The 12461-nt window shown below is 73.2% G+C and carries 11 protein-coding genes; 6 read left to right on the top strand and 5 right to left on the bottom strand.

What is annotated here, in order from left to right; all coding sequences use genetic code 11:
* Positions 1–105: 105 nt before the first annotated feature.
* Positions 106–321, bottom strand: a complete 216-nt coding sequence (locus QK442_RS18900) for a hypothetical protein (RefSeq protein WP_282695137.1) — start codon at positions 319–321, stop codon at positions 106–108.
* Positions 322–1001: 680 nt separating this feature from the next.
* Here QK442_RS18900 and QK442_RS18895 point away from each other — a divergent pair.
* The 4 genes from QK442_RS18895 to QK442_RS18880 all read left to right on the top strand — a co-directional run bounded on the left by QK442_RS18895 (position 1002) and on the right by QK442_RS18880 (position 6154).
* Positions 1002–1427: a hypothetical protein gene (locus tag QK442_RS18895; RefSeq protein ID WP_282695136.1), complete on the top strand. Its 426-nt coding sequence runs from the start codon at positions 1002–1004 to the stop codon at positions 1425–1427.
* A 163-nt stretch (positions 1428–1590) separates the two neighbouring features.
* Positions 1591–2958 carry an FAD-dependent oxidoreductase gene (locus tag QK442_RS18890; protein WP_282695135.1) on the top strand — a complete coding sequence of 456 codons (1368 nt, stop codon included), beginning with the start codon at positions 1591–1593 and terminating at the stop codon, positions 2956–2958.
* A 96-nt stretch (positions 2959–3054) separates the two neighbouring features.
* Complete coding sequence (locus tag QK442_RS18885; RefSeq protein ID WP_282695134.1) at positions 3055–4704, top strand: helix-turn-helix transcriptional regulator; 1650 nt, start codon at positions 3055–3057, stop codon at positions 4702–4704.
* A 79-nt stretch (positions 4705–4783) separates the two neighbouring features.
* Complete coding sequence (locus QK442_RS18880) at positions 4784–6154, top strand: FAD-binding oxidoreductase (RefSeq protein ID WP_282695133.1); 1371 nt, start codon at positions 4784–4786, stop codon at positions 6152–6154.
* Positions 6155–6156: 2 nt separating this feature from the next.
* On the opposite strand, the gene QK442_RS18875 is transcribed toward QK442_RS18880, so the two are convergent.
* Together QK442_RS18875 and leuA are read right to left on the bottom strand one after the other, a co-directional pair.
* The gene (locus QK442_RS18875) at positions 6157–6849 is read right to left on the bottom strand and encodes a TerB family tellurite resistance protein (protein ID WP_282695132.1); all 693 of its coding nucleotides are present in this window, start codon (positions 6847–6849) and stop codon (positions 6157–6159) included.
* Between the two features lie 183 nt (positions 6850–7032).
* Positions 7033–8811, bottom strand: coding sequence for a 2-isopropylmalate synthase (gene leuA / locus QK442_RS18870; protein WP_282695131.1), 1779 nt, complete (start codon positions 8809–8811; stop codon positions 7033–7035).
* Between the two features lie 296 nt (positions 8812–9107).
* Between leuA and QK442_RS18865 the strand changes: the two genes are divergently transcribed.
* Both QK442_RS18865 and QK442_RS18860 read left to right on the top strand, forming a co-directional pair.
* The gene (locus QK442_RS18865) at positions 9108–10175 is read left to right on the top strand and encodes a M4 family metallopeptidase (protein WP_282695130.1); all 1068 of its coding nucleotides are present in this window, start codon (positions 9108–9110) and stop codon (positions 10173–10175) included.
* A 9-nt stretch (positions 10176–10184) separates the two neighbouring features.
* Positions 10185–10436, top strand: a complete 252-nt coding sequence (locus tag QK442_RS18860; protein WP_282695129.1) for a protealysin inhibitor emfourin — start codon at positions 10185–10187, stop codon at positions 10434–10436.
* Between the two features lie 6 nt (positions 10437–10442).
* Here QK442_RS18860 and era read toward each other — a convergent pair whose 3' ends face one another.
* Positions 10443–11396, bottom strand: coding sequence for a GTPase Era (gene era, locus QK442_RS18855; protein WP_282695128.1), 954 nt, complete (start codon positions 11394–11396; stop codon positions 10443–10445).
* A 39-nt stretch (positions 11397–11435) separates the two neighbouring features.
* Positions 11436–12383: a DUF916 domain-containing protein gene (locus QK442_RS18850; RefSeq protein ID WP_282695127.1), complete on the bottom strand. Its 948-nt coding sequence runs from the start codon at positions 12381–12383 to the stop codon at positions 11436–11438.
* Positions 12384–12461: the final 78 nt, after the last annotated feature.

Genomic DNA, 12461 nt, shown 5'->3' with positions numbered 1-12461 from the left:
GACGGGGCCGCGGGTCCGGGTCCGGGTCCGGGTCCGGCGATTCGCGGGGCGTCCGGCGGCGGGCGTGGGTGCGCCGGCAGGGGTCGTACGGGGCGGGGGCCGGGTTCAGGGGACCTCGCCGCGGCTGCGGGCGTTGGCGTGGGCGGTGGCGGCGCTGAGGCGCTCCGCGGAGGTGGCCTCGCGGACCTCCTCCGGGGTCACGTCCCATTCCCGTCCGCCGCCGAGCGGGCGGATCTGGACGTAGGGGCCCTCGTGGCCCATCACTCTCGCGACCCGCCCGGTGCGGATCTCCACGACGTACGCCCCGATCGGCAGTGGCATGACCGGCCCTCCTCCCCGGCGGACAGGAGCCCGGTGGCGTGCCGGGCCGGGTCCGCCGTGCGGTGTCCCTCGCGGGGGAGCCGAGGCGGGGCGGGCGGGCCGGTCACAGGTGCCGGGCGCGGATTCCGGGCGGTGGGGGCTCTCCCTTCGCGCCGTCGCCGTGCCGTTCCCGCTGCCGTTCCCGTGTTTCTCCCGCTCCGTGCGCCGCTCCCGCTTCCCCCGCGATCGTTCTCTCTGGTGTCTTCCTTCACCAACGTATGCCTTTCTGAATCCATTTCCCGCTTCCCCACTCCCGGGTGACCCGTGATCCGTAGAATCGTCGGACGCGCCAAGGGAGTTCGCGCCGTTCCCGCACGCCACCCGGCAGGGATGTTCGAGCGGATAATTCGATTCGCGGCCGTCGGGTCGGGCGGGAAAACGATGAACTCCCGTAAATCCGGGGGATTCTCGAACGGCCGTACCGGGCCGCCGCGGAGTTGTTCCCGCGGCGCCCCTCGTTTTCGCTCCGACGTACGCCGGGGCGCGCGCCGGGGGCGCGCGGAACGGCCCCGCCCGTGCCCGCCGCGGGGGCCGGAGATGGTGCGGGGCGTACCGGTCCCCCTACGATCGGTGCGGGAGCGTCACCCCGTCGCCCGGAGACGCCCCGGGACCGACCGACGGCGACGGAGGAACACGGACGGATGACGGCCACCCCTTCTCTCGTCCTCCGCGGTGGAGAATCGGTTCTCCACTTCGCGGGCGGCCCGGTCACCCTGCACCGCCCGGACAAGGAGCACCACATCCCGCTGGCGGCGATCTCCTTCGTCCACGCCGAGGGGCGGTCCGTCGCGATCGTCCTCACGGCCTCGGGCGCGAACGAGCCCACGATCTACCGGGTCACCGAGGTGAGCGAGGCCGCCGCGCTCGCCTTCGCCGAGGCGGTGACCGCCGCCCTGCCCGAGACCCCGGCCCCCGACGGCGCCGAGCTGGTCACGACCAGCGCCCTCCGGACCGCCGCCCCGCACGGGCGCGCGAGGAGCACGACCGGGACCCCGCCGTGGTGGGTCCTGGCGGGCGCCCTCCTCCTCGCGGCCGGCGTGCTGGCCCTCGTCCTGGCGAGGGGCTGAGGGGCCGAGGGGTACATCGACCCCAAGCCCAGACTTTGGGAAGTCATAAGTCGGCCTTATGGGGGCATAGACCGGGGTCGGGTACCACTCCGCTCACATGATTATTTAGGGTGGCCTAAGTGCCGGCGGCTCCGCCGCACCCCGTATGCGAAGGGAACCAGTCATGCCCCGCCCCCTCCGGGTCGCGATCGTCGGCGCCGGCCCCGCCGGCATCTACGCCGCCGACGCGCTGCTGAAGTCCGACACCGCCGCCGAGCCGGGCGTGTCCATCGACATCTTCGAGCGGATGCCGGCCCCCTTCGGCCTGATCCGCTACGGCGTCGCCCCCGACCACCCGCGGATCAAGGGCATCATCACCGCCCTCCACCAGGTCCTCGACAAGCCGCAGGTCCGCCTCTTCGGCAACATCGACTACGGCACCGACGTCCACCTCGACGACCTGCGCGCCTTCTACGACGCGGTGATCTTCTCCACCGGCGCCATGGCCGACCGCGAGCTGAGGATCCCCGGCGTGGAGCTGAAGGGCTCGCTCGGCGCCGCCGACTTCGCCTCCTGGTACGACGGCCACCCGGACGTCCCGCGCACCTGGGACCTGTCCGCCGAGAAGGTCGCCGTCCTCGGCGTCGGCAACGTGGCCCTCGACATCGCCCGCATCCTCGCCAAGACCGCCGACGAGCTGCTGCCGACCGAGATCCCGGCCAACGTCCACGACGGCCTCAAGGCCAACCGGGCCAAGGAGATCCACGTCTTCGGCCGCCGCGGCCCGGCCCAGGCCAAGTTCAGCCCCATGGAGCTGCGCGAGCTGGACCACTCCCCCAACATCGAGGTCATCGTCAACCCCGAGGACATCGACTACGACGAGGGCTCGATCGCCGAGCGGCGCAAGAACAAGCAGACCGACATGGTCGCCAAGACCCTGGAGAACTGGGCGATCCGCGACGTCGGCGACCGCCCGCACAAGCTCTTCCTGCACTTCTTCGAGTCCCCCGTCGAGATCCTCGGCGAGAACGGCGAGGTCGTCGGCCTGCGCACCGAGCGCACCGAGCTCGACGGCACCGGCAACGTGAAGGGCACCGGCGTCACCACCGACTGGGACGTCCAGGCCGTCTACCGCGCCGTCGGCTACCTCTCCGACGAGCTGCCCAAGCTGCCCTGGGACACCGTCAGCGGCACCGTCCCGGACGAGGGCGGCCGGGTGATGGAGGGCACGGAGCCGATGCCCTCCACCTACGTCACCGGCTGGATCCGCCGCGGCCCCGTCGGCCTCATCGGCCACACCAAGGGCGACGCCAACGAGACCGTCGCGAACCTCCTGGAGGACTTCGCCGCCGGCCGGCTCCTCACCCCGGCGAGCCCGGAGACCGACGCGGTCGTCGCCTTCCTGGAGGAGAAGGGCCTCACGTACACGACGTGGGACGGCTGGTACAAGCTCGACGCCGCCGAGAAGGCGCTGGGCGAGCCGCAGGGCCGCGAGCGCGTGAAGATCGTCGAGCGCGAGGACATGCTCCGCGCGAGCGGCGCGATCGACTGACCGCACGGCGGCACACCGTGTGAGGAGGGGGCGCCCATGGGGTGCCCCCTCCCGCCGTACGGTCCTACGCTGGAGGGAGCGAAAGGGGTGAGGACCGTGTCCGCACCCGTGACCGACCGCGCCGGGCAGGCCCGGGCCGCGGTGGCCCGCGAGGCCTGGGCCGAGGCGTACACGCTGCTGCACGCCCGCGACCGGCACCCGGACGAGGCGCTGACCGCCGACGACCTGAGCGCGCTCTCCGACGCGGCCTGGTGGTCCGGGCACGTCGAGGAGTCCGTCACGGCCCGGCTGCGGGCGCACGCCGCCCATGTGGCGGCCGGTGACCACCGGGGCGCGGGGACGGACGCCTGGTGGCTCCACTACGAGTACGCGGGTCTGGGCCGGCCCGCCGTCGCCGCCGGCTGGCTGCACCGCGCCCGCCACCACCTGGACGGGCTGCCGCCCTGTCCCGAGCAGACCTTCCTCGCCTGGACCGACGCCGAGGAGGCCACCGCCCGCGGCGACACGGCCGCCGCGCTGGCCGCGGCCGAGCGGATGACCCGGCTCGCCGAGCGCTCCGGCGACCCCGACCTGCTGGCGCTCAGCCGTCAGGCCACCTGCGCCGTCCTGCTCGCCCAGGGCCGCCGCACGGAAGGGCTCGGGCTCCTCGACGAGGCGATGTGCGCGGCCGAGGCGGGCGAGCTGAGCAGCTTCGCCACGGGCTGGCTGTACTGCCTGGCCCTCACCCAGTGCATGGAGGCCGCCGACCTGGGGCGGGCCGCCGAGTGGACCCGTACCGCGATGGAGTGGTGCGCCACGACGGGCACCGGCGAGAACCCCTTCCGCGGGGTGTGCCGGGCCCACCGGGTCGAGGTCCTGGACCTCCTCGGGGAGTGGCCGACCGCAGAGGAGGAGGCCGCGCGGGCCTGCCGGGAGGTGCCGGTCGACTGCCTGGAGGCGGCGGCCGCCGCGTACTGCGTCGCCGGTGACGTGCAGCGCCGGCAGGGCCGGCTCGACGAGGCCACCCGCTCCTACGCCCACGCCCACGAGCTGGGCCGGCTCCCGCAGCCGGGGCTCGCTCTGCTCCGGCTCGCGCAGGGCCGTGCGGCCGCCGCGGAGGCCGGCCTTCGTCTGGCCCTGGCCTGCCAGGACGGTCGGCAGGACCCGCTGGCCCGGGCCCGTCTCCTCGCCGCCCGTACCGAGGTCGCGCTCGCCGTCGGAGCCGTACGGGAGGCGGCGGACGCGGCGGCGGAGCTCGACGTCCTGGCCGGCGAGGTGCCCCTGCTCCGGGCCTTCGCGGACACGGCGGCGGGCGCGGTGGCGCTGGCCTCGGGCCCCGAGGAGGCGCTGCCGGTGCTGCGGCGGGCGCTCGACGGGTGGCTGCGGCTGCGGGTGCCGTACGAGGCGGCGCAGGTGCGGATGCTGATCGCGGCGGCGGACCGGGCCGCCGGCGACGAGGAGGCCGCCCGGCTCGAACTGGCCTTCGCCCGGGACGGCTTCGGGCGGCTCGGCGCCGGGCCCGACGCCCGCCGGGCCGCCGCACTCCTTTCGGCGGCGTCCCGGCGCCGGCTGCCCGGCGGGCTGACCGCCCGGGAGGCCGAGGTGCTGCGGCTGGTCGCCCAGGGCGCGACGAACAAGGGCGTGGCCCGCACCCTCGTCATCAGCGAGCACACCGTCGCCCGGCACCTCAACAACGTCTTCGCCAAGCTGGGCGTCTCCTCCCGCGCCGCCGCCACCGCCTACGCCTCCGCGCACGGCCTGGTCTGAACGGCCCATCCGGGCCGGCCCGCGGGAATGGGCGATCCTGACGATGCGGCCGCCGCGCCCGCCCGCGTACACCGGAGGCATGACCACAACGACGGACACCCTGGACGCGCTCCGCGGTGCCGTGCGCGGCACCGTCGTCACCCCCGGCGACCCCTCGTACGAGGAGTCCCGGCGGGTCTACAACGCCCTGCACGACCGCCGGCCCGCCGTCGTCGTCCACGCCGTGGACGCCGGGGACGTGATCGCGGCGGTCCGGCACGCGCGGGAGCGGAACCTCCCGCTCGCCGTGCGCGGCGGCTCCCACTCGGTCGCCGGCTTCGGCACGGTCGACGACGGCCTGGTGGTCGACCTCTCCCCGATGCGGGAGGTACGGGTCGACCCAGAGGCCAGGACCGCCCGGTCCGGCGGCGGCGCCACCTGGGGCGACTTCAACCACGCCACCCACGCCTTCGGGCTCGCGACCACCGGCGGGGTGATCTCCACGACCGGGGTCGCGGGCCTCACCCTCGGCGGCGGCATGGGGCACCTCGCCCGCCGCTACGGCCTGAGCTGCGACAACCTGGTCGGCGCGGAGGTCGTCACCGCCGACGGCACCCTCGTCTCCTGCGACGCCGAGCGCCACTCCGACCTGTACTGGGCGCTGCGCGGGGGCGGCGGCAACTTCGGGGTGGTGACCGAGTTCGTGCACCGGCTGCACCCGGTGACGGACGTCTTCGGCGGGCTGACCTGCTACCCGCTGGACGAGGCGGTGATCCGCGCCTGGTACGAGGCGGCCACCGCCGCACCGGAGGAGCTGAACATCATCCTGGTGCTCGCCCTCGGCCCGGAGGTGCCGTTCCTGCCCGAGCGCTGGCACGGCCGTCCGATCTGCGCCGCCTTCACCTGCTTCACCGGCCCCCGCGACCAGGACGGCAAGGTCCTGCCCCTCCTCGACGGGCTGGGTCCCGTGGTGGGCCGCTTCATGGACCGGCTGCCGTACCCGGTGATCAACACGCTCTTCGACGAGGATCTGCCCCCGGGGCTCTACCACTACTGGAAGGGGAACTTCAGCCGCGGCCTGTCCGCCGGGGCGGCCGCCGTGCACGCGGAGTACGGGGCGACCATTCCGACCATGGAGACGGACACGGCGCTCTTCCCGATCGACGGGGCCTGCCACCGGGTCGGGCCGGAGGAGACCGCCTTCGCCTACCGGGACGCGGACCTCTCGCACGCCTTCGGCGCGACCTGGACCGACCCGTCGGGGACGGAGGCGAACGTGGCCTGGAGCCGCGCCTACGACCGGGCGCTGCGCCCGCACACCGAGGCGGGCGGGTACGTGAACTTCATGGACACCGACGACCAGGACCGGGTCCGGGTGAACTACCGGCAGAACTACGACCGGCTGCGGGAGGTGAAGCGCCGCTACGACCCCGACAACGTGTTCCGGCTCAACCAGAACATCGTGCCCTGAGTTCAGGAGACGGTCCGGGCGGTGGCGAGGAGCCGCAGGACGTCCTCGGGCGGGAGGCCGAGCGCGGTGCCGACGGTGCCCAGGACCTCCTGCTCGGCCGGGCTGTAGCCGCCGTCGGCGAGCGCGATCCGGGCCGCCTGGAGCAGGAGCGTCTCCCGGCCCGCGGGCTCCAGGTGCGGGGTGAGCGGTGCGACGGCCTCGTGGATCTCGATGGCGAGGAGGGCGCCCTCGGGGTTGATCTCGGGCATGAACCGTCCGGTGTCGGCCTCCAGGGCCTCGACCAGGTCGACGAGCTGGACGGCCGTGCAGTCGGCGTAGCCGGCGGACCGGACGGCGTGCACGGCCCGGTCCAGGACCTCGCGGGAGCCGGTGCCGCCGGCCGCGAGCACGGCGAGGGCGACGGTGTGGACGGCGTCCCGCAGCATCGCGGAGAAGCGGCCGGTGGTCGGCCGCTGAAGGACCTCGGTGCCGAAGTGGGTGCGGCAGGCGGCGCACTCCACGACGGGGCCGGTGCGGCCGCGGGGCACCAGCGGGACGCCGAGGAGGGCGAAGCGGCGGCGGCCGGTGCGCCGCCGGTAGTTGCGGTCGCCGCCGCACTCCTCGCAGAAGAACTCGCCGTCGCCGATGGTGTTCCAGGAGGTGCGGATTCCGCAGACGGTCAGCTTCCCACCACGTGTTTTCCTGGCAGAACGCACGCGCACCTCCTCAACGGCCCGGCTGCACTGCCGGTGCGTTGGCGTGATGTTAGCCACATCCGTGAGGCGGCGTCAGCACCTCGTCGGGACTTCGCACCGGAGATGGCCGAGACATGACACCGGGGTTCCGGGCCCGGGACGGGCGCGCCGCCGGGTCCGGTGGCCGGACCCGGCGGCGCGGGATCACCCTCGGGAGCGTCGGCGGGCCGAGCGGTTGACCGCCGAGACGACCGCCTTCAGGGAGGCGCGGGTGGTGTTGGCGTCGATGCCGATGCCCCACAGCACCCGTCCGTCGATGGCGCACTCGATGTACGAGGCGGCCTGCGCGGAGGCGCCCTCGCTCATGGTGTGCTCCTGGTAGTCCAGCAGGCGGGCGTCCACGCCGATCGACTGCAGGGCCTCGAAGAAGGCGGAGATCGGACCGTTGCCGGAGCCGGTCAGGACGGTCTCGACACCGTCGACGACCGCCTCGACCTTCAGGGTGTCGGTGCCGTCGGTGTCGGAGGTGGACTGGCCGGAGCGCAGCTGGATGCGGCCCCACGGGTTGGCCGGGTTGGGCAGGTACTCGTCCTGGAAGACGGACCAGATCTGGGTGGGGGTGACCTCGCCGCCCTCGGCGTCGGTCTTGGCCTGGATGATGCGGGAGAACTCGATCTGCATCCGGCGGGGCAGGTCCAGCTTGTGGTCGTTCTTCAGGACGTACGCGATGCCGCCCTTGCCGGACTGCGAGTTGACGCGGATGACGGCCTCGTAGGAGCGGCCGACGTCCTTGGGGTCGATCGGCAGGTACGGCACGGCCCACTCGATCTCGTCGACGGTCTTGCCCTGGGCGGCGGCGTCCGCCTCCATGGCGTCGAAGCCCTTCTTGATGGCGTCCTGGTGGGAGCCGGAGAAGGCGGTGTAGACCAGGTCGCCCGCGTAGGGGTGGCGCGGGTGGACCTCCATCTGGTTGCAGTACTCGCTGGTGCGGCGGATCTCGTCGATCTGCGAGAAGTCGATCTGCGGGTCGACGCCCTGACTGAACAGGTTCATGCCCAGGGTGACCAGGTCGACGTTGCCGGTGCGCTCGCCCTGGCCGAACAGGCAGCCCTCGATGCGGTCGGCGCCGGCCATGATGGCCAGCTCGGCCGCCGCCACGGCCGTGCCGCGGTCGTTGTGCGGGTGGACCGACAGGCAGACGTACTCGCGGCGGGTCAGGTTGCGGGACATCCACTCGAAGCGGTCCGCGTGCGTGGAGGGGGTCGAACGCTCCACGGTGGCGGGCAGGTTGAGGATGATCTCCCGGCCGGGGCCGGGCTGCCAGACGTCGCAGACGGCCTCGCAGACCTCCAGGGCGAAGTCCAGCTCGGTGTCGGTGAAGATCTCGGGGCTGTACTGGTAGCCGAAGGTCGTCTCGGGGCCCAGCAGCTTCTCGGCGTACTCCATCACCAGGCGGGTGCCGTCGACGGCGATCTGCTTGATGTCGCCCTTGGAGCCGCGGAAGACGACCCGGCGGAAGGTCGGCGCGGTGGCGTTGTACAGGTGGACGGTGGCGCGCTTGGCGCCGATCAGGGACTCCACGGTCCGCTCGATCAGGTCCTCGCGGGCCTGGGTCAGGACGGAGATGGTGACGTCGTCCGGGATCGCGCCCTCTTCGATGATGGAGCGGACGAAGGCGAAGTCGGTCTCGCCGGAGGACGGGAAGCCGACCTCGATCTCCTTGTAGCCCAGGCGGACAAGCAGATCGAACATCTCGCGCTTGCGGGCCGGGGACATCGGGTCGATCAGGGCCTGGTTGCCGTCGCGCAGGTCGGTCGACAGCCAGCGGGGCGCCTTGGTGATCCGCTTCTCGGGCCAGGTCCGGTCGGGGATCTCGACGGCCTCGTACCGGCCGTACTTGTGGATCGGCATCCCGGACGGCCTCTGCGTGTGCGTCGCGTTGGTGACGGGCGTGGGCCGGCTGACGAAGGGAGACTGGGACATGGCGTAGGGCTCCTCGGAAGTCCTGCTGAATGGACGGCCGACTGTCGAACGCAACACCTGAACCCGCGGGGAGGGGGTCGGCCTACGACTACAGGCCCTCGCCGCGGCAGCTAAGGAGAAGCAGCCCGAAACGCATGATGTGCGTCACCATAGCCGAGGTCCGGGGAAGTCGGACGTCCTGTTCCAGTATGCGGGACGGCCGGAGCGTCAAGCCCAAAAGGTGACCCATCACTCCATTTCGCCAATCCCCGTCGCCGGTCGTGACTTCTCCCTCACCCAATGCCACATTGCCGGGTATGACCTCCCCCTTCTGCGCGATCGTGCCGCCCCACCTCCTGGAGCACCTGGCGGCGTCCGAGAACCCCTCCGTCGCGGCCGCCGCCCGCCGCACCCTGATCGCCGACGCCTCGACCCGCACCGCCCGGCTCCTCCCCCGCGCCGAGGCCCGCGCCGCGGCCACCCCGACCGACGAGCCGGCGGAGCCCGCGGCCCCCCGCCGGACCGTCCACGACGCGGAGCACCGCACCCGCCTGCCCGGGGTGAAGGTCCGCGGCGAGGGCGAGGAGGCGACGGCCGACGCCACCGTCAACCGGGCCTACGCGGGCCTGGGCGCCACCTTCGCCCTCTTCCGGGACGCCTTCGGCCGCGACTCGATGGACGGCGCCGGGCTGCCGCTGATCGCGACCGTCCACTACGACGAGAAGTACGGCAACGCCTTCTGGAACGGCGAGCAGATGGTGTTCGGCGACGGGGACGGCGAGATCTTCCTCGACTTCACCCTGCCGGTGGACGTCATCGGGCACGAGCTGGCGCACGGCTTCACACAGCACACGGCCGACCTGGAGTACTACGGCCAGTCCGGGGCGCTCAACGAGTCCGTCTCCGACGTCTTCGGCTCGCTGGTGAAGCAGTACACGCTCGGCCAGACCGCCGAGCAGGCCGACTGGCTGATCGGCGAGGGCCTCTTCCACCCGGACGTGGAGGGCGCCGCGCTGCGCTCGATGAAGGCGCCGGGGACCGCGTACGACGACGACGTCCTCGGCAGGGACCCGCAGCCCGCCCACATGGACGACTACGTGCGCACCGGCCGGGACAACGGCGGGGTGCACATCAACTCGGGCATCCCGAACCGCGCCTTCCACCTGGTGGCGACCGAGCTCGGCGGCCACGCCTGGGAGCGGGCCGGGCGGATCTGGTACGACGTCATGACGAGTGGGGCGCTCGCCCCCGACACCCGTTTCTCCGAGTTCGCGGCGGCCACGGTGGCGGCGGCGAGGGCGCGCTACGGCGACGGGGCGGAGATCCAGGCCGTCCTGAAGGCGTGGTCGGCCGTGGGCGTGCCCGCCGACCGAGCCGGCTGGTAGACAGGGGCCATGCGGATTCGAGTGCGGCGCACCGGTGGTTTCGCGGGCATCGAGCGGTCGGCGGAGGTGGAGGTCTCGGGACCCGAGTGGGAGTCCCTGACCGCCACGGTCCTCACGGAGGACCCCCCTGCCGCCCGGGGCGTCCCGGACGGCTTCTCGTACGAGATCACCGTCGACGGCCGGACGGTGCGGTGCGCCGACCCGCACCTGACGGACGCCCAGCGGACCCTGGTGAGCCGGGTCCTGAAGGAAGGCGCCTGAGAACGGCTAGAAGCCGAGGCGGCGGAGCTGCTTGGGATCCCGCTGCCAGTCCTTCGCGACCTTCACGTGGAGGTCGAGGAAGACCGGGGTCCCGAGCAGCGCCTCGATGTGCTTGCGGGACTTCATCCCGACCTCCTTCAGGCGGCTGCCCTTGGGGCCGATGATGATGCCCTTCTGGCTGGGGCGCTCGATGTACACGTTGGCGTGGATGTCGAGCAGCGGCCGGTCCGCGGGGCGGCCCTCGCGGGGGATCATCTCCTCGACGACGACCGCGATGGAGTGCGGCAGCTCGTCCCGTACGCCTTCGAGCGCGGCCTCGCGGATCAGCTCGGCGACCATGACCTGCTCCGGCTCGTCCGTGAGGTCGCCCTCCGGGTAGAGCGGCGGGGACTTCGGCAGGAGCGGGATCAGCAGGTCGGCGACGAGCTGCACCTGCTTGTCGCCGACGGCCGAGACCGGGACGATCTCCGCCCACTCGATGCCGAGCTCCTTGCCGAGCTGGTCGATGGCGATCAGCTGCTCGGCGAGGGTCTTGGAGTCCACCAGGTCGGTCTTGGTGACGATGGCGACCTTGGGGGTCTTGCGGATCTCGGCGAGCTCCTTGGCGATGAAGCGGTCGCCGGGGCCGAGCTTCTGGTCGGCGGGCAGGCAGAAGCCGATCACGTCGACCTCGGCCCAGGTGGTGCGGACGACGTCGTTGAGCCGCTCCCCGAGGAGGGTGCGCGGCTTGTGGAGGCCGGGGGTGTCGACCAGGATCAGCTGGGCGTCCGGGCGGTGCACGATGCCGCGCACGGTGTGCCGGGTGGTCTGGGGCCGGTTGGAGGTGATCGCCACCTTCTGGCCGACCAGCGCGTTGGTGAGGGTGGACTTGCCCGCGTTGGGGCGCCCGACGAAGCAGGCGAAGCCCGCCCGGTGGGGGGCGGTGTTCTTCTCATCGGTCTCATCACTGCGCACGCTCATGGGGGCCATTGTCCCCGATGAGCGGCCTACCCACGTACATCAGTGCCCCCGCCGGGCCCGGCGGCCCCGGATCCGCCACCCGGCGAGCCCTCCGGCGGCGGCCAGGAGCAGCACCCCGGCGGCCTGCCAGGGGAGGGCGAGGAAGGAGACGGCGGCGCTCTCGCGGACGCCTTCGGCGGTGGCGGTGAGGGTCACCTCGCCCCGGTCGAGCTGCGGCGAGCCGGTCCACCGCTCGGTCAGCCGGATCCGCTGCCGGGGCAGCAGCTCGGACGGCAGCCGGTCGAGCTCGCGGTCGAGCAGGGTCCGGCCGAAGAGCCCTTCGGCGGCGAGGACCACCTTGGGGCTGAGGGTGACGTTGCCCCGGTTGTGGAGGGTGTACGTGACGAGGGTGGTGGCGTCCCGGGTGCCGGGGACGAGCGGCCGGTCCTGCTCCAGGGTGACGTCCTCGACGGCGAGCGCGGGCACGGCCGGGCCGCTGACCTTGAGGTAGACGCGGGCGGCGACGGCCCGCTGGACGCCCATGGCGACGGCGCCCCCGCCGCCGGGGGTGATCCGCTCGTCGAGGGCGACGAGGGCACCGGGGTGGTCGCCGGGGTCGGCGTCGGCGGGGACGGTGAGGGTGAAGGGGACGGTGACGGCGGAGCGCGGCGGGACGGTGACGGTGGTGCGGGCGGGCGTGATCCAGGCGCCGGCGCCGGTCTGCTCCTCCTTGAGGGTGCGGACGGCGAAGCCGCCGTCGCGTTCGGTGTTGTAGGCGTCGGCGCCGTAGAGCCGGAAGGTGAGCGGGGCGGCCGTCTTGTTGGCGACGGTGACCTCGTCACGGAGGGTGGCGCCGGGGTCGGCGGTGAGGAAGTAGTAGGGGCGTTCGCCGAGGCGGGCGGCGGCCGGGTAGACGGCCCACTCGCCGTTCTCGGCGGCCTGGGCGGCCGGGGCCCCGAGGAGCAGCAGGGCGGCGCTCAGGAGGAGGACGTACAGCTCGCGTCGCACGGTGCGGAACCCCCGGGTGCGGTAGGGAGGAGTGAACGCGGGGGGCCGGCCGGGGGTGCGCCCGGCCGGCCCGTCGCC

Origin of the sequence: Streptomyces sp. CC208A (assembly GCF_030010625.1) — a bacterium.
Classification (GTDB): Bacteria; Actinomycetota; Actinomycetes; order Streptomycetales; family Streptomycetaceae; genus Streptomyces.
Note: the sequence above shows the minus strand (reverse complement) of the source record. Positions and strands in the feature narration are given on the sequence as shown.